Source organism: Streptosporangiales bacterium (assembly GCA_009379955.1).
Taxonomy (GTDB): domain Bacteria; phylum Actinomycetota; class Actinomycetes; order Streptosporangiales; family WHST01; genus WHST01.
The window spans coordinates 28,804-49,670 of record WHST01000013.1 but is presented as its reverse complement, the minus strand read 5'-3'; the positions used below and the strand labels follow the sequence as shown (position 1 = coordinate 49,670).

At 69.6% G+C, this 20,867-nt stretch carries 20 protein-coding genes and 1 pseudogene; 6 read left to right on the top strand and 15 right to left on the bottom strand.

Features of this window, described 5'->3' with window-relative positions; all coding sequences use genetic code 11:
* Positions 1-151 precede the first annotated feature (151 nt).
* The 5 genes and pseudogenes from GEV10_06120 (at position 152) to GEV10_06100 (ending at position 2,225) form a co-directional block, all read left to right on the top strand.
* Positions 152-487 carry a metalloregulator ArsR/SmtB family transcription factor gene (locus GEV10_06120; GenBank protein MQA78043.1) on the top strand — a complete coding sequence of 112 codons (336 nt, stop codon included), beginning with the start codon at positions 152-154 and terminating at the stop codon, positions 485-487.
* Positions 480-914 carry an SRPBCC domain-containing protein gene (locus tag GEV10_06115; GenBank protein MQA78042.1) on the top strand — a complete coding sequence of 145 codons (435 nt, stop codon included), beginning with the start codon at positions 480-482 and terminating at the stop codon, positions 912-914. The genes GEV10_06120 and GEV10_06115 overlap by 8 nt, the downstream gene beginning before the upstream one ends.
* Before the next feature lie 29 nt (positions 915-943).
* Positions 944-1,303 carry a nuclear transport factor 2 family protein gene (locus GEV10_06110; protein MQA78041.1) on the top strand — a complete coding sequence of 120 codons (360 nt, stop codon included), beginning with the start codon at positions 944-946 and terminating at the stop codon, positions 1,301-1,303.
* A gap of 7 nt (positions 1,304-1,310) precedes the next feature.
* Positions 1,311-1,664, top strand: a complete 354-nt coding sequence (locus tag GEV10_06105; protein ID MQA78040.1) for a hypothetical protein — start codon at positions 1,311-1,313, stop codon at positions 1,662-1,664.
* Positions 1,661-2,225: pseudogene (locus tag GEV10_06100) on the top strand (DUF2461 family protein). The gene GEV10_06105 and the pseudogene GEV10_06100 overlap by 4 nt, the downstream one beginning before the upstream one ends.
* A 55-nt stretch (positions 2,226-2,280) precedes the next feature.
* Here GEV10_06100 and GEV10_06095 read toward each other — a convergent pair.
* From GEV10_06095 to GEV10_06070, 6 genes are all read right to left on the bottom strand, one after another.
* Positions 2,281-3,015 (bottom strand): alpha/beta fold hydrolase, encoded by a 735-nt coding sequence (locus GEV10_06095; GenBank protein MQA78039.1) that lies wholly within the window; start codon positions 3,013-3,015, stop codon positions 2,281-2,283.
* 192 nt (positions 3,016-3,207) lie between these two features.
* Positions 3,208-3,639, bottom strand: a complete 432-nt coding sequence (locus tag GEV10_06090) for a protein phosphatase (GenBank protein MQA78038.1) — start codon at positions 3,637-3,639, stop codon at positions 3,208-3,210.
* Between the two features lie 1,088 nt (positions 3,640-4,727).
* The gene (locus tag GEV10_06085) at positions 4,728-5,555 is read right to left on the bottom strand and encodes an ABC transporter permease subunit (protein ID MQA78037.1); all 828 of its coding nucleotides are present in this window, start codon (positions 5,553-5,555) and stop codon (positions 4,728-4,730) included.
* Positions 5,556-5,559: 4 nt separating this feature from the next.
* Positions 5,560-6,357: an ABC transporter permease subunit gene (locus tag GEV10_06080; GenBank protein MQA78036.1), complete on the bottom strand. Its 798-nt coding sequence runs from the start codon at positions 6,355-6,357 to the stop codon at positions 5,560-5,562.
* Positions 6,358-6,477: 120 nt separating this feature from the next.
* Positions 6,478-7,872 carry an extracellular solute-binding protein gene (locus GEV10_06075; protein MQA78035.1) on the bottom strand — a complete coding sequence of 465 codons (1,395 nt, stop codon included), beginning with the start codon at positions 7,870-7,872 and terminating at the stop codon, positions 6,478-6,480.
* 281 nt (positions 7,873-8,153) lie between these two features.
* A complete protein-coding gene (locus tag GEV10_06070) occupies positions 8,154-9,467 on the bottom strand; it encodes an extracellular solute-binding protein (protein ID MQA78034.1) in 1,314 nt (437 codons plus the stop codon).
* Positions 9,468-9,942: 475 nt separating this feature from the next.
* Here GEV10_06070 and GEV10_06065 point away from each other — a divergent pair, with 475 nt between their 5' ends.
* Positions 9,943-12,030 carry a dTMP kinase gene (locus tag GEV10_06065; protein MQA78033.1) on the top strand — a complete coding sequence of 696 codons (2,088 nt, stop codon included), beginning with the start codon at positions 9,943-9,945 and terminating at the stop codon, positions 12,028-12,030.
* A gap of 43 nt (positions 12,031-12,073) precedes the next feature.
* Here GEV10_06065 and GEV10_06060 read toward each other — a convergent pair whose 3' ends face one another.
* From GEV10_06060 to GEV10_06020, 9 genes are read right to left on the bottom strand one after another with little or no spacing between them, the layout of a single operon-like run.
* Positions 12,074-12,469 (bottom strand): cupin domain-containing protein, encoded by a 396-nt coding sequence (locus GEV10_06060; protein ID MQA78032.1) that lies wholly within the window; start codon positions 12,467-12,469, stop codon positions 12,074-12,076.
* Between the two features lie 3 nt (positions 12,470-12,472).
* The gene (locus GEV10_06055) at positions 12,473-13,528 is read right to left on the bottom strand and encodes a gfo/Idh/MocA family oxidoreductase (GenBank protein MQA78031.1); all 1,056 of its coding nucleotides are present in this window, start codon (positions 13,526-13,528) and stop codon (positions 12,473-12,475) included.
* Positions 13,529-13,535: 7 nt separating this feature from the next.
* The gene (locus GEV10_06050; protein ID MQA78030.1) at positions 13,536-14,426 is read right to left on the bottom strand and encodes a creatininase family protein; all 891 of its coding nucleotides are present in this window, start codon (positions 14,424-14,426) and stop codon (positions 13,536-13,538) included.
* On the bottom strand, positions 14,423-15,388 hold the full coding sequence (locus GEV10_06045; protein ID MQA78029.1) for a C-terminal binding protein: 966 nt from the start codon (positions 15,386-15,388) through the stop codon (positions 14,423-14,425). Before GEV10_06045 ends, GEV10_06050 begins: the two co-directional genes overlap by 4 nt.
* A 29-nt stretch (positions 15,389-15,417) precedes the next feature.
* Positions 15,418-16,449 (bottom strand): hypothetical protein, encoded by a 1,032-nt coding sequence (locus tag GEV10_06040; protein MQA78028.1) that lies wholly within the window; start codon positions 16,447-16,449, stop codon positions 15,418-15,420.
* Between the two features lie 54 nt (positions 16,450-16,503).
* Positions 16,504-17,064: a hypothetical protein gene (locus GEV10_06035; GenBank protein ID MQA78027.1), complete on the bottom strand. Its 561-nt coding sequence runs from the start codon at positions 17,062-17,064 to the stop codon at positions 16,504-16,506.
* Entirely contained in the window at positions 17,061-18,608 is a 1,548-nt protein-coding gene (locus GEV10_06030) for a hypothetical protein (protein MQA78026.1), read from the bottom strand. Before GEV10_06030 ends, GEV10_06035 begins: the two co-directional genes overlap by 4 nt.
* Positions 18,609-18,657: 49 nt before the next feature.
* Positions 18,658-18,954, bottom strand: coding sequence for a 4Fe-4S dicluster domain-containing protein (locus GEV10_06025; GenBank protein MQA78025.1), 297 nt, complete (start codon positions 18,952-18,954; stop codon positions 18,658-18,660).
* Complete coding sequence (locus GEV10_06020; GenBank protein MQA78024.1) at positions 18,951-20,663, bottom strand: FAD-dependent oxidoreductase; 1,713 nt, start codon at positions 20,661-20,663, stop codon at positions 18,951-18,953. The genes GEV10_06025 and GEV10_06020 overlap by 4 nt, the downstream gene beginning before the upstream one ends.
* Between the last annotated feature and the right edge of the window lie 204 nt (positions 20,664-20,867).

Sequence of the window (20,867 nt, the reverse complement as noted above, 5' to 3'; positions counted from 1 at the left end):
GGTGATCAGAGCATGGTCAGGGCCCCCGGGGTGGTCAAGGGCCACTGTTCTCCGGCCCGCCGCCGCCGAGGCCTTACACTCATCGCTGTAAGTACAAACCTTGACTTGTGTTAGGCTGATCTTGTCGTTGAGACTGAGCGAGAGGACGGTCGTGAACGCAGAACCTGCTGTCGATCTCGACCTGGCGCTGCGGGCGCTGGCCGACTCGAACCGTCGGGCGATCCTGGCCGTGGTGCGGACCGGGCCGCGCACCGTAGGCCAGATCGCCGAAGAAGTCGGCCTGTCGCAGCAGACGACCTCTCACCACCTCGGCGTCCTTCACTCGGCGGAGTTGGCGAGCCGCACCAAGGACGGCACTCGGCATCTGTTCGTGGTGAACACGGACGGGCTGGCGGCGGTGCGGTCATATCTGGACGACTTCTGGCCGACGAAGCTTTCGGCCCTCAAGACCGCGATCGAAGCACGCGAGAAAGACGATCATGGCTGAGTACGAGACCTCGATCGAGGTCGATGCGCCGCCGGAGGTGGTGTTCGAGTATCTGACCACCGACGTCGGCATGACCGCGTGGATGGGCCAGCACGCCAGCCTCGACCCGCGTCCAGGGGGAGGGTTCGCCGTCGATATCGCGGGGTATGCGATCAGGGGCGAGTACCTGCACGTCGAACCGCCCACCCGCGTGGTCGTTTCGTGGGGCATCGTGGGAACCTCGGACCTCCCGGCTGGAGCCTCGACCGTCGAGTTCCGGCTGACCGCGATCGAGCACGGCACGCGCGTCGAACTGATCCACTCGAACCTGCCCGACACCGCACTGGCCGGCCACAAGGACGGTTGGGAGCACTTCGTGCCCCGGTTGCGGATCGCCGCCTCCGGTGGAGACCCCGGCCCGGACCCCTGGCACCCGGTCGACGGGTGAGCCTGAGCCCCAAGTCAAAGGAGTACGCCATGACACAGACCTCCACGCGCGCGATCGTTCAGGAATACCACCGGGCATGGACGAGCGGTGACATCGACGGGGCCATGGCTCTGGTTGCGGTTGACGTCACCTGTCGTGCCCCGGGTGAGGACCTTACCGGCAAGGATGCCTACCGCGAATACATCGCAGGCTTCGCTCCCATGCTCACGAGAGTGGCGGATATCGCCGACTTCGCGGACCGAGAGCGCGTCGCCCTGTTCTACTACCCGCAGACCGCCACGACCACGACCGCGCCCGCCGGTGAGTGTTTCACCGTCCGCGACGGCAAGATCGTCGAGAGCGTCCTGGTGTTCGACCGCCTCTCGTTCGGACCGCCGACAGAGGCGTAAGGATGTGATGACGGTGACGACACCGCAATCCGAGCTGATCGAACGCCTGCGTACCCTGCTCGCGGACGAACCATCGACCCGCGAGGTGGCGATGTTCGGCGGACGGTCGTTCATGGTCAACGAAAAGATGGTCGTCAGCGCGTTGAAAACGGGCGATCTACTGGTCCGCATTCCAGCCAAACGGCACGACGAGCTGACCGCACATCCCGGCGCCACACAAGCCGAGATGGGAGCCGGCCGGTCGATGGGGCCCGGCTGGATATCGGTGTCCGCGCAGTCCATCGACACCGAGGCGCGCCTGTCCTTCTGGCTCGACGTCGCTCTGGACTACAACCGGACTACAGCAGGGAACCGAAGATGAGCGGGTGCCGAGGGTTCCCACCCGAACTGTTCTCGTTCTTCGAGGAACTGGAGAAGGACAATTCGAAGGCGTTCTGGGACGCGAACAAGACCGAATGGGAACAGAACGTCCGCGACCCCATGCGAGCCCTGCTCGACGTACTCGAGGACGAGTTCGGCCCGCTGAGGATGTTCCGCCCACATCGTGACGTGCGGTTCTCGAAGGACAAGTCTCCCTACAAACTGTGGATCGGCGCGACCAGCGAATCGCGAGCTGTCGGCGGCATCGGCTACTACATCGAGGTCTCCGCGACTGCGTAGGGCGCTTGCCGCGGTGCCACTCCCGCTCTCGCCCGGAATCGAGTCACCGTCGAAAGACGTGCCACGCGGATACCCGGCCGACCATCCCCGCGCGGAGCTCCTCCGCTGGAAGGGCGCCGCCGTCATCGCGGAGAACGACAGGGCCGACTGGATGCACACCCCCGACGTTCTCGACAGGGTCCGCTCGATCTGGCGCGCGGCGACGCCGGTCAAGGCATGGCTCGATACCCATGTCGGAGCATCTGAGATCCCGGCCAGATGACAAGCTCAGCACGTACCATGTGATCCTGCTCGTCCGAACGTGCCCCCAGTCGCTCTTAGACTCTCAGCCCACTGACCTCACGGAGAAATGGGCGGATGGCCTCCGCGAGCTCGTGAGGGTGGTCGTGATAGGTCGCGTGCGTGCCCGGGACGGTGGCGACATCCACGCCAAGACGCTTGCCGAGACGGCCGGCGATCTCCGCGAAGACGGGAAGACCGTCCTCGCTGACGATCAGGCGCACCGGCACGGCGATGGCGGCCAACGTCTCACCGTCGGGCATGTACAGCTCGTAGGTCCCCAGCTCGATCCCGAACAACGTGCTGGCGGTGTCGCGCAGGCGCTCACGAAGGGCAGGTGCGAGCCGGTCCCAGCCGTCGTCCCCGGCCACGTGGCACCAGAACTGCTCCACCGCAGCGGGCGGCCCGCCGACTTCCATCGCTTTCTGGACCAACGCCCTCACCGGGGCTGGAACCGCGTCGATGTTGTCGACCAAGGCAAACAACCCCGGCTCGTGCAGGATTGCGCCGCGCACCGATCCGGGGTGACGGATCATGAGACAGAGCGCGAAGTTCCCGCCACCGCTCGTACCGAGGACCGCCGCAGGACCGGTCCCGAGCGCGTTCAACAGGGCCGCCGCGTCGTCGGCCTGCTCCTCTGGCGATGTCGTCTGCCAATTGTCGGGAACGGAACTACGCCCGTTGCCGCGCCGGTCATAGCTGACGACCATGAACTCATCGGCCAACTGGTCGGCGAGCGCGTCGAAATGGCCGCCGTCTCCCGTCGCTCCCATGATCAGCAGGACGGGCGGCCCCGCCCCCTGATCTCGTAGTAGAGCGTGGTCCGGTTGGCATCGATTGTCGGCATCTCCGCTCCTGAGCAGTCGGGGCTGAATCACATTACATACTCCCGGCCGGTACGAGCCCCAGACGGACCGTCACCTGGACCTCACCCGCCCGACGTACCTACACCCAACGACCCATGACTACGGCGACACCTGAAAGTGGGAGACGAAGCGGCGTTGCCAAGGTGTCTCGACGGCGTGCCGGTCGTAGTGCTCGCGGACGTAGGCGACGGCCTCGTGGTGGGGTACTCCGTCGAGCACGGCCAGGCAGGCCAGCGCGGTGCCGGTGCGTCCGCGGCCGCCGCCGCAGGCGATCTCGACGCGTTCGGTCTCGGCGCGGGTCCAGGTCTCGCGCAGGGCGGCGATGGCTGCCGGGCGGTCGGACGGGAGCCGGAAGTCGGGCCAGCGTAGCCATCGGCTCTCCCAGGCGACGGGCGGCGGCCGGCGGCCTGACAGGTAGAGCGCGAAGGCGGGCTGCGGGCCGGCGGGGAGCGGCCGGCGCAGGGTGCGGCCACGGACGAGCCGGCCGGAGGGCAGGCGCAGCACCCCTGCCGCGGTGGGCTCCCATGTCACGGTACGAACGTAACCGGCCGGTGGTGGGTCGGTCGATCGGCCGACAGGAGGTCGGTCGTGCGAGGGAGGTCGCGTGTGCGCCCGTCCTGGAGAGTCGTCATGGACGCGTCCGCGGTGGGCGCGTGGAGGAGGCGGTGATGACAGGACGGTGGGCGCGGGCGGCGCTCGTGGTGTGGGCGCTGGGGTACGGAGGGCTGCGCACGTACTGGGCGCTCGGGCACCGGCCGCAGCTGCCTCCGGTGGGGGACGACCTCATGGTGTTCTCGGACTGGGGCGTGGTCGCGCTCTGTGCCTTGGCGTTGGGGCTGGGTGCGGCATCGTTCGCGCGGTCGACGTCCCGCGGGCTCGGGTGGGTCCGTGTGGTCGCCGGCGCGGTGACCACGGTGGGGTTGACGGTGGCGCCGGTCCTGCTGCTGCTCGACGTGGTGGGTCTGCTGTTCCCCGGCATCCTGGCCGTGCATCCGGGGGCGTTCGCGAGCCGCGGGGCCTGTCTGGTCGGCGCCGTGCTCGTCGCGGTCGTGACGCGCGCCGACCTGCGAGAGGTGCGCGGTGCATGCGTGCGGTGCGGCAGGACGCGGTGGGTGCCGGGCGTGCCGCGCGGGTCGCGGGTGGCCGTCGCGGCGCCGTGGTGGGCCGTGGTCGCGGCGTACGCGGCCGTCGCGGGGTGCGTGACACGGTTTGCGGCGCAGTACGCGGTGGGCATGCGCAGCGTCCCTGACGGGTTCGCCACGGGCGGGGCATCGGTCGTCGCGTTCCTCGTCTGCATCGCGCTGGCGGGGACGCTGCTGCCCGTCGCGCTGGTGCACGGGTTCGGTCAGGTGCTGCCGCGCCGGTTGCCGGTGCTCGGCGGGCGGCGCGTGCCGCGGCTGCTGTCGCTCGTCCCCGCGCTCCTGGTGTCCGGTGCCCTCACCACCTACTTCGGCACCGGTGTGGTGCAGATGGTCGCGGAGGGTGGCCTCGAGATGGCGGGGCTCCCCGCGTGGTTCGGCTGGGTCGCCGAGCCGGCGTACCTCGTGTGGGGCATCGGGCTCGGCGTCGCCGCCCTGTCGTACCGCGTGCGCACCCGTCCGGTGTGCGGACGGTGTGGGCTACTCGCGGATCGCGCCGGAGAGCATGCCGGCGATGAAGCGCCGCTGCAGCACGATGTACGCGATCACGACGGGCGCGGCGACGATCACCGAGGCCGCCGCGAGCAGCGCGAAGTCGGAGGAGTGCTGACCCTGGAAGAACGCCAGGCCGAGCGGCGCGGTGCGTAGGTCCTCGTTGCTCGGCACCATCACCAGGGCGAGGAAGAACTCGTTCCACGTCCACATGAAGACGAGCACGACCATCGTGGTGAGAGCCGGGCGCCCCATCGGCAGCAGGATGCGCCACAGGGTCGTCCAGCTCGACGCACCGTCGAGCCGCGCGGCCTCGATGAGCGCGCGTGGGGAGCTGCGGAAGTACGTGCGCATCCAGAACGTGCCGAACGACAGGGACTGGGCGATCTGGGGCAGGATCAGCGCCCAGTAGGTGTCGGTGAGGCCGAGGTCGCGCAGGTCGTAGAACAGCGGGACGACGATCGCCTCCTGCGGCACCATCAGGCCGAGCAGGAACAGGTAGAACAGCGGCGTCGCGAACCGGAAGCGCATCGTGCCGAACGCGTATCCCGCCATCGTGGCGAGCACCGCGGTGACCGCGACGACGGTGAGGCCGACGAACAGGCTGTTCGCCAGGTAGCGGGAGAAGTTGCCGCGCACCCAGGCCTCGGCGAAGTTCTGCAGGTGTATCCCGCTCGGGATGCTGAACCCGCCGATGGCGTCCTCGGGCGGAGCCACCGCCGACAACGCGATGCCGACGAGCGGGAACAGTGCAATCACGGTGAACAGCACGAGGATGACGTACGTCGCCAGCTGCTCGATCCGGGACGTCTGCACGGCGCTAGCTCTCTCGTTCCGCGAGTCGGTTGACCAGGACGGTCAGCACCAGGATGACGAGCGCGAGTGTGACGCCGATCGCGCAGGCCGAGCCGACCTCGTTGGTCTCGAACGCCCGGTGGTAGACCTCGAATGCGGGCACGCTCGTCTCCCTCGCCGGCCCCCCGTTGGTGGCGACGTAGACGAGGTCGAACGTCCGCAGTGCGGCGACGATGGTGAGTGTCAGCGCGACGCTGATCTCGCCGCGCAGCGACGGCAGGGTGATGGCGAAGAACTCCCGGATGGATCCGGCGCCGTCGAGGCGCGCCGCCTCGTACAGCTCGACGGGAATGCGCTGGACGCCGGCCATGAACAGGACGACGGCGAGGCCGATCTCGAACCAGGTGCCGATGAGTCCGACCGCCGGCAGCGCCCAGGTGAAGTCGCCGAGCCAGGCCCTGGTGAGGACGTCGAGGCCGAACGCGCGCAGAACGACGTTGAGCACGCCGTCGGGCGCGTAGATCGCGCTCCACGCCGTCGCGACGACGACCATGGCGATCACCTGCGGCAGGAACAGCGCGGTGCGGAAGAAGGTGAGGCCGCGTACGCGGGCGCGCGACATCGTGGCGGTGAGGCCGAGGGCGAGCACGATGGGCAGCACGGAGTAGAAGACGATGAGGGTGAGCGCGTGCCGGAACGACGCGAGCAGCTCTCCGTCGGTGACGAGGTCGACGTAGTTGCCGACGCCGACCCAGGTCGCGAGGGTCTGGCCGTTCCAGTCGAACAGCGAGATCCAGAAGCTGTGGCCGAGCGGGAACAGCATGAACCCGCCGTACACCAGCAGCGCGGGGATGAGGTACAGGTAGCCGATACGGCGCGGCTCACCCGGGGGTTCGGCGGTGTGGGTCGCGCTCCGCCGCGGATGGGTCACCTGGGCCGGCTCCTACTTGTGGGCCTGGAAATCGCCGTAGTCCTTCTGCATCTCGCCGATGCACTGCTGCGGTGTGGCCTTCTCGCCGATGAGGCGCTGCAGCTGCACCGAGAGCGTGTCGTAGAAGTTCGGCGTGGTGTAGTCGAGGTACGGCACGAGCCCGTTGGCGTCGTTCAGCCGCGTCCACTCGGTGAAGATCTGCGCCAGCGCCGTGCCGGCCTCCGGCTTGGCGGACTCGGGCGCGATCGCCGGTAGGCCGCCCGCCTTCGTCACGACGTCGGCCGCGTGCGGGCTGGTGATGAAGTCGAGGTACGCCCCCGCCACGTCGGAGTGCTCCGACCGCGAGGTGATCGACCACGACAGGCCCTGCCCACCGGTGGCGTACGGGACGCCGCCCGCCTTCACCGGCGGCGGCGGCATGAAGCCGAGGTCCTTCTTCATCGTCTTCGCGAGGTCGGCGTAGAGCCAGGTACCGGTCATCAGGAAGACGCCCTTGCCGTTGGCGAAGTCGGCCGCGGCCTGGTCGTAGCCGAGGCCGTTCGCGCCCTCGCTGAAGTAGCCCTTCTCGACCCAGTCCTGCATCGTGGCCGCGGCGTTCTCGTTGCCGGTGGTGTCCCACTTCTTGCCCGGCCGGGTGAAGACGGTGTCGACGATCTCCTGCTGCGGGTTGGTGCGGTTCTGGATCATGCCGTACGTGTGGATCGCGGGGAACGCATCCTTGTTGCCGAACATGATCGGCAGCTCGCCCTTGGACTTGATGGTGGCGAGCTGCTTGGTGAACTCGCCCCACGTCTTCGGCTGCGCCAGGCCGAGCGCGGCGAGCTTCTTCTTGTTGTAGTAGACGCCGACGATCTCGCCGGTCTGGCTGATCCCGTACAGGTAGCCCTGGCCGAACTGCTTGCCGTTCGGCGTGAAGCTGTTGAGGTCGAGGAGGGTCTTGGAGTAGCGCTTGCGCCAGCCGTACGCATTGGCGTACGGGTCGAGGCGCTGCAGCATGCCGGCGTCGACGAACGTGCCCATGTCGGGGTAGCCCTGGTTGGCCTGCACGACGTCGGGCGGGTTGTCGTCGGAGAGCGCGAGCTTCAGCGTGGTCTTGAGGTCGGTGAACGACTTCGCCACGCGCTTGATCGTGATGTTCGGGTACTTCTTCATGAACTCGTTGTTGAGGTTGGTCATCGCGACGTTCTGGCTGCCGCGGACCTCCTGGTCCCAGACCGTGAGCGTGACCTTGCCGGCCTTGGACGGGTCCGTCGACACCGCCGAGCGCGGCTGGCGGGGGGTCTCGCTGCCCTGGGTGGGCGACCCGGGAGTGCACGAGGCGCCGACGGCGACCGCGGTCAGCGCGGCCACGGCGGCCACGAGGCGGCGGGTGCGTGGTCGCCTACCGGGACGGACCCTCCGGTGCACGGTGACTCCTCTGGCATGGTCGTTCTCAGACTCGCGGCGAGTCGTCGTCACCCCGTGCTCAGCAGGTGACGAGACGCCGCGAGTCCTCCGCCGTCATCGGGCGGACGCTGCGACGCGAGGGGATAACGGACGTACCGCGCCTGGCGCGGGGCTAATACTGCCGCCTCGCCGGGACAGCCCCCACACCGCCCCGGCCCGACGCCCTGAGCGTGACCGGATCATCACGCTCAGGGCATCGTACGGCCGAGATGCGCCGTATGTCCGTCGTCGGCGACTTGTCGCTACTTGCCTTCCTGGAACGACGCGTAGTCCTTCTGGACGGCCGCGACGCACTGCTTCGGTGTCGCCTTCTCGCCGATGAGGCGCTGCAGCTGCACCGAGAGCGTGTCGTAGAAGTCCGGCGTCGTGTAGTCGAGGTACGGCACCAGGCTGTCGGTCTCGTTGAGCGTCTTCCAGTCGGCGAAGATCTGCTCGAGCGCGGTGCCCGCCTCGGGCTTCGCCGACTCCGGCGCGATCGCCGGCAGCCCGCCGGACTCGGTGATCACGTCCGCGGCGTGCGGGTTGGTGATGAAGTCGAGGTACGCGGCCGCCACGTCCTGGTTCTTGGACTTCGACGTGACCGACCAGGACAGGCCCTGGCCGCCGGTCGTGTACGCGGGCTCGCCGGCCTTGACCGGGGGCGGGGCGATGAAGCCGAGATCCTTCTTCATCGTCTTCGCGAGGTCGGCGTAGAGCCAGGTGCCGGTCATCAGGAAGACGCCCTCGCCCTTGGCGAAGTCGGCACCCGCCTGGTCGTAACCGAGACCGTTGGCACCCTTGCTGACGTAGCCCTTCTTCACCCAGTCCTGCAGGGTGGCCGCGGCCTTCTCGTTGCCCGGGGTGTCCCACGTCTTGCCGTCGCGACTGAAGATCGTGTCGACAATCTCCTGCTGGGGGTTGTTCCGGTTCTGCAGCACGCCGAAGGTGTGGATCGCGGGGAACTGGTCCTTGTTGCCGAACACGATCGGCGTCTCGCCCTTGCTCTTCGCCGTGCCGAGCTGCTTGGTGAACTCGCCCCAGGTCTTCGGCTCGGACACGCCGAGCTTGGCGAGCTTCTTCTTGCTGTAGAAGATGCCGACGATCTCACCGGTCTGGCTGACGCCGTACAGGTTGCCCTGGCCGAACGTCTTGCCGTCGTCGGTGAAGCTGTTCAGGTTGAGCAGCGTCTTGGAGTACCTGTCGTTCCACTTGTACACGTCGGCGTACGGCTTCAGCGACGTCAGCATGCCGGCCTCGACGAACGCACCCATGTCGGGGTAGCCCTGGTTCGCCTGCACGACGTCGGGCGGGTTCTCGCCGTTGAGCGCGAGCTTCAGGGTGGTCTTGAGGTCTTCGAACGACTTCGACGTGCGCTTGATGGTGACGTTCGGGTACTTCTCCTGGAACTCCTTGTTGAGCTGCTCCACGGCCTCGTGCTGCCCGCCGCGGACCTCCTGGTCCCACACGTTCAGGGTGACCTTGCCGGCCTTGGCGACGTCGGTCGACACCGCGGACGTGGGCTTCTTGGACGGCTGCTCGGAGTTCGACCCGGGCGCGCACGCTGCTGCCAGGGTCATGGCTACCGTCGCGATGCCCGCGACGGCGAGAACGTTCCGGTTCACGGTAGGAGTGCTCCTTCACCTGGCTGCTGCCCCCGATGCCGATCATGGTAGGGGCGATCCGCGCCGACCGCGCGCCGGGTGGACCGGAGGGCATTCGCGCCACCGGCGCCGTTCCACGGAGTAACCGGTCGCGCCCCCTCGGGACGGTACGACAGGGTGGATCCATGAGGGACGAGATCGCCGACTACTACAACGAGGGCGCGGCGGCGTCCCTGTCGATCACGTTAACGTCGCGAACGTGGACTTCACCTCGTCCCTGCACGAGGTGAAGTCCCTGCTGATCACGTTGACGTGATCAGCAGGGAGGGGCCTAGGCGCGGACGGGGCACTGCGCGCGAGGGTCCGGTCACGTCACGGTGCGGTCACGCCCGCGGCGGGGTTGCAGAGCACTCCAGGCCGGCGTCTATACCCTGAAGGCGTGACCGAGAGCGTGGGAGTGCAGGGCGCCGTCGTGGCGTCCCACGACCTGCGCGGCCTGCTCAGGTTCACGTCGTTCCGCCGACTGTGGGTGTCGCTGGGCTTCTCCAGCCTCGGCGACTGGCTGGGGTTCCTCGCGACCACGGCGCTCGCCGCGTCGTACGGCGGCGAGAACTACATGCTCGCCAACTTCGCCGTCGGCGGCGTGCTCATCCTGCGCATGCTGCCCGCCCTGGTGCTCGGCCCGATCGCGGGCGTGTGGGTCGACAGGTTCGACCGGCGCAGGCTGATGGTCGTCAGCGACATCGTCCGGTTCGCCATGTACGCGTCGATCCCGATCGTGGGCACCTGGTGGTGGCTGTTCGTCGCGACGCTCGTCACCGAGTGCGCGTCGATCTTCTGGAACCCCGCCAAGGAGGCGACGGTCCCCAACCTGCTGCCCCGCGAACGCCTCGAGGCCGCCAACCAGCTCAGCCTGGTCACCACCTACGGCAGCGCGCCCATCGCCGCGGCCATCTTCACCTTCCTCGCGACCGCGAGCAGCCTGCTCGGGCGCACCTGGAACGACTTCTTCGAGACCAACCCCGTCCACCTCGCCCTGTACGTCAACGCGGCGACCTTCCTCTTCGCGGCCTTCACCGTCTTCCGGATGAAGGACATCCCGCGCACCAGGCACGAGCACGAGACGCAGCCGGGCGTGGCCAGGCAGATCACGGAGGGCTGGGCGTACGTCGGCCGCACGAGACTCGTCCGCGGGCTCGTCATCGGCATGCTCGGCGCGTTCGCCGCGGGCGGTGCCGTCATCGGCGTCGGCCGGGTGTACGTCGGCCGCATGGACGCCGGCGACGCGGCGTACGGCGTGCTGTTCGGCACGGTGTTCGTGGGCCTCGCGACGGGCATGTTCGTCGGGCCGCGGCTGCTGCGCGGGTTCAGCAGGCGGCGGCTGTTCGGCCTGTGCCTCGTCGGTGCGGGCGTGATGCTCGTCGCCGTCGCGCTCATCAACGAGCTGGTGCTCGCGGTGATCTTCGTCCTGCTCGTCGGCGCGTTCGCCGGCATGGCCTGGGTCGTCGGCTACACACTCGTCGGGCTCGAGGTCGACGATCGGCTGCGCGGGCGCACGTTCGCTTTCCTGCAGACGATGGTGCGCATCGTCCTCATCGCGGTGCTGGCGCTGGCGCCGCTGATCGCCGGCGCGATCGGCGCGCACGACATCCGGGTGCTCGACTTCCTGCTGCGCTTCGACGGCTCCAACGCGGTGATCCTGCTGGCCGCGGTGCTCGCGTTCGGCATGGGCATCGTGTCGTTCCGGCAGATGGACGACCGGCGCGGCGTGCCGATCTGGCGTGACCTGCTCGGAGCGTTCCGCGGGCAGCTGACCGCTCCGGAGGCGGAGCCGCGTACCGGGGTCTTCGTCGCGTTCGAGGGCGGCGACGGGTCGGGCAAGTCGACCCAGGTGGCGCTGCTCGGCGACTGGCTGCGCGCGGCCGGACACGAGGTCGTCAGCACGCGGGAGCCGGGCAACACCGCCGTCGGCGGCAAGCTGCGCGCGCTGCTGCTCGACCCGGCGACGGGCGACCTCGACGCGCGCGCGGAGGCGATGCTGTACGCCGCCGACCGCGCGCAGCACGTCGCCGAGGTCGTGAAGCCGGCGCTGGCGCGTGGCGCGGTCGTCGCGTCCGACAGGTACGCCGACTCCTCGCGGGCGTACCAGGGCGCGGGACGCGAGCTGTCGGAGGACGACGTCGGCCGCCTCTCGGAGTGGGCGACGAGCGGGCTCGTCCCCGACCTCACGGTGGTCCTCGACATCGCGCCCGACGTCGCGGCGGCCCGCCGGAGCGGTGCGGCCGACCGCCTCGAGCAGGAGTCGCTCGACTTCCACGAGCGAGTTCGCAGGAGCTTCCTCGACCTCGCCGGCCGCGAGCCCGAGCGCTACCTGGTGGTCGACGCGTCCCAGTCGCCCGACGCGGTCGCCGCCGCCGTCCGCGCCCGCCTCGAGCCCCGGCTGCCGGCGGTCGAGCCCGAGCCCAGGCCCGAGACTTCGCCCACGTCACATGGCACCACCTGGCCGAATGACGGGAATGCCCCACTTCGCCCCCGGTAGTGCCATGTGACGTGGCGGATCTGGTCCCGGGGGTGCCGCTGGCTCAGGGCGGCGGCGTCCAGGTCAGGAGCGGGGCGTCGAGCTCCTCGGTGTTGGTGGCGAGGTCGGGGTCGGGGAAGAAGCACACGAGCACCAGGCCGGACGGTCCCGGCAGCGTCGCGTGCGGGACGCCCGCGGGGAGCAGGATCAGGTCGCCCGCCGCCACCGGCGTGCGGGTGCCGTCCTCCCAGGCGATCCCCTCTCCCTCCGCGATCCAGGTCACCTCGGCGCTGCGCGGGTGGCGGTGGGGCGTGCGAGGGGATCCGGGCGCGATGCGGACGACACGCACGCTCGCCGAGGCGTCGTGCGCCGCATCGCGCAGGTCGCCGGCCAGCGGGTCGGCCGACAGCCGGCCGGGCAGTTCGGCGAACCGCACCGCGTCGCCCGTGACGACCGGCACGCGTCAGCCCTTCCCCGCGGCCTCGATGACCTCGGCCAGCGGCACGGCGGCGCCTGCGCGCTCCGACGACAGCAGCGCGGCGTGGACGACGGCGAGCGCGCGTACCGCCTCGTCCGCGCCGACCTCGACCTCGGCCTGCCCGCGGATCGCCAGCGCGAACTCGTCGAGCTGCTCCCGGAACATGTCGGTACGCGGCAGGTCGAGCGTCTCGCGTTCCGACTGCCCATAGTACTGCGCCTCCAGGCGCGACCAGTCGTCGGCGAGGTGCGACTCGTCCCACTTGGTGAAGTCGAGGTCGTAGTTGAGCGCGGCCTTGGTGCCGAGGACGCTCATCCGGTACACGCCGGGCGAGGCCCAGCCGGTGCCGAGGTAGCCGAGCGCGCCGCTCTCGAACTCGCAGATCGCCATGACGGCGTCGGGCACCTCGGCCTTGGTGAAGAGCCGCCGGACGTGCGCGGAGACCGTCCTGATGGGCCCGAGCAGGGCCTGCAACGTATCGGCGTGGTGGACGCCCAGCTGGATGAACGCACCGCCGGGGCTCTTGGCCGCGAAGAACCGCCAGGTGTCGGGGGTCAACTCGAGCCCGCGCTCGTTGGAGAAGTTCGCCTCGACGAGCGACACGTCGCCGAGGCGTCCGTCGGCGACCCAGCGCGCCATCTCGCGGTGCCCCGACAGCCTGCGCGCGCTGTGCCCGACCGCGAACACCCCGCCGACGTCGCGCGCCGCCGCCGCGATCGCGTTCGCGTGCTCGAGCGTGTGCGCGATCGGCTTGTCCGTGTACACGGCCTTGCCGGCCTCCAGCGCCTGCACGATGACGTCGCGGTGGGTGTCGTTGGGGGTGGTGACGATGACGCCCTCGACCTCGGGGTCGCCGAGCAGCTCCTCGTACGACGCCGCGCCGCGCGCGATGCCGAACTCGTCCTGGAACGCCGTGCGCCTCGCCTCGTCGCGGCTGAAGCAGCTCACCAGCTCGACGACGTCGCCGCGCTGCGCGCCGCGCGCGAGCACCCGCGCCCAGCGGCCCAGCCCGACGGGCGCGAGCCTGACCCGATCCTCCATGGTCTCCCTAACCTTCCGTGTCGTCAGAACGCTGTCTGGCCTTCAGCACCGACTCGACCAGCTCGACGACGCCGTCGGCGACAGTGTCGGCGAACTCCGCCGCGAGATCCGGCTTCGCCCAGTGCGGCTCGCCGTACCAGCCCTCCTCGGTCAGCTCGCCTACGTCGGTGACGTAGCCGTACACCTCGCGCGACCTGCGCATCTCGTCGAGTTCCGCCGCGCCCGGCGGGCGGTGCGGCTCGCCGGCGCGGTCGAGCCGGACCAGTGACGCGTCGTGCGCCATGACCGCGAGCGCCTCGATGCCGCCACCGTGGGTGAGCTCGCCGCCCTGCTCGCGGTAGAGCCGTTGCGCGACGTAGCAGGCCTGCGCGGAGACGAACGTCGCGCCGAGCTCCGCCTGGACCTTCGTGGCGACGGCGTCCATGGACGCGATGTTGCCCTCGTGCCAGTTGACGAGGACGAAGGCCCTCGTCCCGAGCCCGGTCAGCTCGGTGCAGACGTCGGTCAGCAGCGCCTCGAACGTCTCGCGCCGGAGGCTGATCGTGCCCGGCCACCCCGCGTGGATCGGGGTGACGCCGTACGGGGCGAACGGGACGTACAGCGCACCGAGGCGTGCCGCCACGGCCCTGGCCACCAGCTCGGCCGCGATCGTGTCTGTGCCGTTCGGCAGGTGCGGGCCGTGCTGCTCGACGCTGCCGAGTGGGATGACCGCGATGCCGTTGTCGCGCGTCACCTCGTCGGCCTCGGGACTCGTCAGCCGCGACAGGTCGTGCGCGTTCGGTGCCTCCACGCGCCCGCTTCCTCCCTCGCCTCCGGCAGGTGCCGCGGTAACGTCGATTCCGGTCACGGTCATGTCGCGGCCCCTACCTCCGGCTCGCTCGTCAGCTCCTGCGCTCATGAGTCCACCGCCTCCTGGACCGGGTCGGCAGGGGCCTCGCCACGGAGCAGCCGCACCGCCTCGCGAGCGGACTTCCTGCGCAGGTCGAGCTCGGACTCCTCGGTATACCAGGCCATGTGCGGCGACAGCAGCACCCGGTCACCCACGTCGGCGAACTCGTCGAGGCCGGGAGGCTCGGTGGGGTAGACGTCCAACGCCGCCGACGCCGGCCGCCCCGCCGCGAGCCCGGCGACCAGGGCTGCGGTGTCGACGAGCGTGCCGCGGGCGGTGTTCACCAGGACAGAGCCTGGCTTCATGCGCGCGATCTCGGCGGTGCCGAGCAGCGGGCGACCACCGGGATCGCCCGGCACGTGCAGGCTCACGACGTCGCTGGTCTCGAGCAGCTCGCCGAGTCCGGCCGGGGTGACGCCGTCCGCGTCGTCGACCTGGACGAACTCGTCGTGCGCGACGACGCGGAAGCCGAGACCGGCGAGGTTGCGTGCGGTCTGCCTGCCGATGCGCCCGTAGCCGATGACTCCGGCGGTCATGGCGCTCGGCAGGTGGAGGGGGCGTAGTCCCGCGACCCCCCAGCCGCCGTCGCGTACCGTGCGGTCGGCCTCCGCGAGACGGCGCAGGCACGCGCCGGCCATCGACACCGCGTGGAAGGCGACCGCCTCGGTGCCGTAGTCGGCGACCCGCGCGACGGTCATGCCGAGTCGTCGCGCGGCGGGCAGGTCGATGTTCTCGACGCCGATGCCGCAACGCACGATGGCGCGACAGCGCAACCGTTCGAGCACCTCTGCGTCGAGTCGGGGCCGGGAGCCGACGAGGACGACGTCGGCGTCACCCGCCGTCTCGACGATGCGCGCTGCGCTCGCGCCGTCACCCGACACCAGCCGGACGCCGAGCGGCGCGAACGCCTCCTCCTCGACGGAGAGGTCGGCGTAGCGCGTCCCGAGTATCGCCACGACGGATGTCGACATGTACGTCCCTTCCTCCCGGCGATGCCGGCTCACTGGATCGATTCGAGCGCATTCTTCAGGATCGGCGCGAGCGACGCGTTCTCGGCGTAGACCGAACCCACCTTCTCCTGTACCTCGCCTCCGTCGAGGGGTGCCAGCGGCAGCTTGGCCGTCTTGGCCTCGTCGCGCAGCTCGGGCTTGGCGAGTGCGCACGCCACCGCCTCACGGAGCTTCGTGGTGGCGGTCTCGTCCATGTCCGGCGGAGCGAAGAAGCTCCTGTGCATCTCGAGCATCGACACGATCGCCTCGACCGGGCCCTTGCCGTCTCCGGTGACCGTCTCCGTGGCGGTCGGGGTGTCCGGATAGCCCTCGGCCCGTTCGGATCCCACCATGAGTATCGGCTTCTTGTCGCCCGCCTCGATCATCGGCTGGGCGTCGGATAGCGCGGTGATCTGCCCGTCGGCCTTGCCGCTGACGACGGCCAGTGCCGTGTCGCCGTTGCCCTGGAATCCGGTCACGATCTTAAGCGGGAAGCCGAGGGAGTCAGCGAGCACGGCCATCGTGAAGAAGTCCTCGTCGGTCCCCTGTGACGGGAACACGAACGGTCTGTCGAGGCCGCGGAGGTCGTCGACGGACCCGAGTGAGGACTTGCCGCCGACGGCGAGCACCCGCGGCTCGGTCGACACGCGCCCGAGGTAGGTGAACCGCTTCGCCTCGAACGTCACGCCCTCGCTCTCGGCGAGGTCGGACAGGATGATCGACGGCACGCTCGCGAACGCGATCGTGAGCCCGTCGGCCTTGCTGCGCCACAGCTGGTTGGTGCCGCGGACCCCGCCCGCACCGGTCAGGTTCCGCACGTCGATGCGCGACGATCCCAGGCAGGTGTTGAGGTACGGGGCGATCATCCGTCCGTACGAGTCCATCGACTGCCCGGGCTGGTTGGGGATGATCAGCGTGATCCGCTTTCCCTTGAAGCCCGTGTCGCGGTCGGGCCCGCCTGCACCCTGGTTCGCGCACGCGACGAGTGCCAGGCACACGGCGAACATCAGGGCCAGGCCTCGAACGTGTGGTCGTCGCCTCATGACCCTGCTCCATTCCGGTGTTCGTTGACGGTGGACTTGGACGTCGCCGTGATGTCATCCCGACACATAGGGGATCCAGATACCGACGATTCCGCCGTACATGGGGAGACGGAGGAAGAGCACGAACAGCACGTAGAGCACTCCCCAGGTGCCGACGGCGTACGCCGCGGCCGGCAGCAGCCGTGACCTGCCGACGCGCAGGACGTAGCCGAAGACGAAGAGCAGCACCGCCGGGAGGATCCCGACGAGCACGATGCCCACCACGAACGACGCGACCACCGCTATTCCACCGGCGATCGAGCCACCCGGCTCGTGCTCCAGTTCGGGCTCGTCCGTCGCGTCGGCGTCGGCGTCGGCCTCGGGGACGGGGACGGGGACGGGGACGGGGGAGTCGTCCTCGTCGACGCCCAGGTAGCTGCGGCCACTGAGCTGGGCGCCGCGCCCCGGCAGGTTCTGCACCACGAGCTGGATCAGCATCAGCACGATCGACGCCACGGCGACGGTCGACGGGATGAGTCGCGCCTGCGAACCGTAGCCGAGGCTCACGAGGAGCACGGCGACGAACACCAGCGTCATCGCGGTCGCCGCCACGTTCTCTCGCACTCGTGTCGTCATCGGGGTGCGCCCCTCACGGACTCCGCGTCGACGTCCGACCCGTCGCCGCCACCGGTGCGTCGTCGCCGCCACGTCGCCCAGGCGGCCCGCGCGGGTGACGCGACGACCGTGCCGATCACGAAGATCAGGAGGAGAAGCGAGACCGGGCGCTCGAGCCAGAAGAGCGAGCCGTACAACGAGACCGAGACATGGAGATAGCGTTCGAGGATCGGTCCGAGGACGAGGCCGATCGCCACGCCGGCCAGCGGGTACCGGTACTTCTTGAGGAAGTAGCCCACGACGCCGAGGAGTGCGCACAGCACGACGTCCTCGACGCGCTGGTTGATCGCGTAGACGCCGGTGAAGCAGACGGCGAGGATCAGCGGTACGAGGCGGCTGCCGGGCACCGTCGTCATCCGCGCGAAGATTGGCGCCGTGAACAGGCCGGCCCCGGTCGTCAGGAGGTTGGCGAGGACGATCACCCAGATCATCGAGAAGACCAGGTCGAGGCCCGACGTCAGCAGCTCGGGGCCCGGAGCGACGCCGATCACCAGGAGTGCGGAGAGCAGGATGGCCCCGCTCTCGCCGCCGGGGATCCCGAAGCCGAGCGTCGGGAGCAGCCCGCCGCCTTCGTTCGCGCCCAGGGTGGCCGCCGGCGCGACGATGCCGCGGACGTCGCCCTTGCCGAACTGGGACGAGTCGCGAGACGAGCGCGCGACCTGGCCGTACGCCGCGATGCCGCCGACGGCCGCGCCGACACCGGGCAGCGCGCCGATGAAGACGCCGAGCGCGCTCGACTGCACGAGCACGCGCTTGTGCCGGAACACGTCGCGCACGCCGTGCCACACCGTGCTCCGCTGGTCGCTCGACGGACGACGCGTGACGATGGTGCCGCCCTTGACGTAGAGGGAGATCATCTGCGACACGGCGAAGAGGCCGATGGCGGCCACGGCGAAGTCGACGCCGTCGGCCAGGTACAGGCTGCCGAAGGTGAAGCGTTGCGTCGAGCTGACGGGGTCTTCACCGACGGTCGCGAGGAGCAGGCCGAGTCCGCCCGCCGCTAGGCCCTTGAAGACCGAGCCCTTGCTGAACAGCGCGATGACCGACAGGCCCCAGAGACCCATGATGAAGTACTCGGGAGGACCGAGGGCCAGCATCAGGGCGCGGACGACGGGGAGGATGGCGATGAGGAACGCCACGCCGACGAGGCCGCCGAGGAGCGAGGACATCGCCGTGATGCCGAGCGCGCGGGCGGCGCCGCCGCGCTGGGTCATGGGATACCCGTCGAAGCACAGGGCCACACCCTTGGCCGATCCGGGGACGCCGAAGAGGATGCCGGTGATCGCGTCGTTGTAGATCGTCGCGACGTGTGCTCCGAGCAGCAGCGCCATGGCGGCCGCGGGATCCCTGCCGAAGATGAAGGGCAGGAGCAGGGCCATCGCCACCACACCACCGACACCGGGCAGGAAACCGATCACGATGCCGAACGCGACCCCGATCGCCATGAACAGCAGCGACTGCGGGGTCAGGAGGGCCAGCAGGCCGTCCAGGGCGGCGTCCAACACGGGCGCGTCTTCCTTCCGGAAAGGCGACGGTGACTTTCCTCAGCGGGTACTACGCGGGTGGTTCCTCCTCGTCGGTCACCCCGAGAAGGCTGTGCACCGGGGTCTCGCAGCGAAGCATGTGCTCGGGGAAGACGATCGTGATCGCGTCGGTCGGGCAGGCCTGCTCGCACAGGCCGCAGTACCAGCACTCGTCGGGGAACTTGACGACCGGGAGGTCACGGTTCCTCGGCTTCTTGTGGATGATGTCCCCGGGGCAGACGTAGTCGCAGATCATGCAGCGGATGCATGCCACCGGGTCGATGCGGATCGGGTTGTGCGGTTCCGTGTCCGTCCCCTGTTCCGTCATGGTCTCCCTCCGCTCGTCATCTCGACCTGCGCCGCCTGGTGGCGCAGGACGGCCTCCCCTCGATCGTCACGGCTGAGCACGAGCAGCTTGCGCCACCGCTCGTCGTCGGTGTCGGGGAAGTCGAGGCGCCGGTGCGCCGCCGCGGAACGGGACTCGCGTCGCTCGAGCGCGGCGATCGCCATCAGCTCGACGGCGAGTCGGATGTTCTTCGCCTCGTGGACACGCATGAGCTCGTGCCGCTCGCCGGCCGCGAGATGGTCCTCCAGAGCGCGCAGCTCGGCGAACACCGCGAGTGCCTTGCGCAGTCCGCGGTCCGTCCTGCGGACGCCGACGTAGTCGGTGACGGTCTGCCTGACGCGGTCCTCGAACTCTCGCCAGCGTGTCCCCGTCCCCCGGCCCAGAGGCGCGTGCAGTCGCTCCGCGGCTGCCGACACCGCGTCCTCCGGTGGGGGCGGAAGGTCGCCGATCGTGGCGGCCTTCCTGGCGGCAGCCCTCCCCGCGACGGCGCCCATCGCGGCCGCACCCGCGATCCCACCGCTGACGATCGAGCAGTCGCCGGCGGCGAAGAACGACCCGACGTTGGTCTCCCCACCCGTGTCGACCATCAGTCCACTTCCGCGGAAGTAGACGCCGCCTCGGCGGATGGACAGCTCCGAGATCGACAGGGGGATCGGATCGGTGCGGATGTCGACCTGCCGCTGTGCGAAGTAGCCGGGCAGCGTATGGCGGTCGACGCCGAGCGTCCGCACGAAATGGTCGAGCACCTCGTCGGGCAGATGTCGGAGATCGACGCTGAGCGGCTCGTTGCCGAGGAGCACCTCCTGGATCACCCCGTCCACCAGCGCCGTCCGGCGAGCCTTCTCGCCCTTCGGGTCGTACTTGAACATGAAACGCTCGCCGTGCCGGTTGACGAAGTGGGCGCCGAGGCCCGCGTACGAGTTGGTGCCCTGGGTGGAGAATCCCTTGGGCGTGAGAGTCGCCTCGACGAACTCCATGTTGGTCAGGTCCGCGCCCGCGCGAAAGCCCATGGCGTGGCCGTCGCCGGTGTTGTACGGGTAGTGCCAGCTGTCGAAGGGCATGCCCGACGCGTTGCGCGAGATGCGGTTGACGTCACCCGTGGCCACGACGACGGATCGGGCTCCGATGACGTACCACTCGTCGTCGCGGATGTGAAAGGCGACCGCAGCGCAGACCGTTCCCGTGGACTGGTCGACGAGGACGTCGGTGACCATCGTCCGTGGGAGGAACGTGACGCCCGACCCCATCACGTGCCGGCCGATCTTGTACTTGAACCGCTTGCCGTCGAAGTTCAGGTGGTACTCGCCGGGCAGGCCGAAGGCCCGGGTGCGGAGGTACTCCCCGGTGTCGGGGTCACGGAAGTCGATGCCGATGCCCTCGAGCTTGCGCAGGATGCGAGGCATCTCGTGCACCACGCGCTCGGCGACGTCGATGTCGACCAGGCCGTCGGTCAGCTCGGGGATGTGCATGAGCAGGTACTCCGGCGTGTCCCACTCCGGGCCCGAGTTCATGGGAGTCAGGTACTGGTCGACGCCACCCCCGACGCTGCCGGCCCGTTCGAGGAAGCGGGCCTTGTCGACCACGAGGACGCGGGCGCCGGCCTCGCGGGCCTCGAGCGCGGCAAGGCACCCGGCCACGCCGCCACCGACCACCAGGACGTCGGTCTCCAGGCGAGTGGGCGCGGCACGCATCGAGCCTCCCGTGGGTGTGCAAACGTCTGCACGACGAGTGCAGCACACGCTAGGGCCGCCTCCTGCGTGCTGTCAACGCCTCAGAGGCGCGTGTGCCCGCCATCTGCGCGTAGGCAAGGCACTGTGGGGAAGCATGCACCGCGTCGAGAGATCGCCGGTGCGGCGCAACGCGAGAGCAAACGTTTGGATGATGAGCGTTGCACA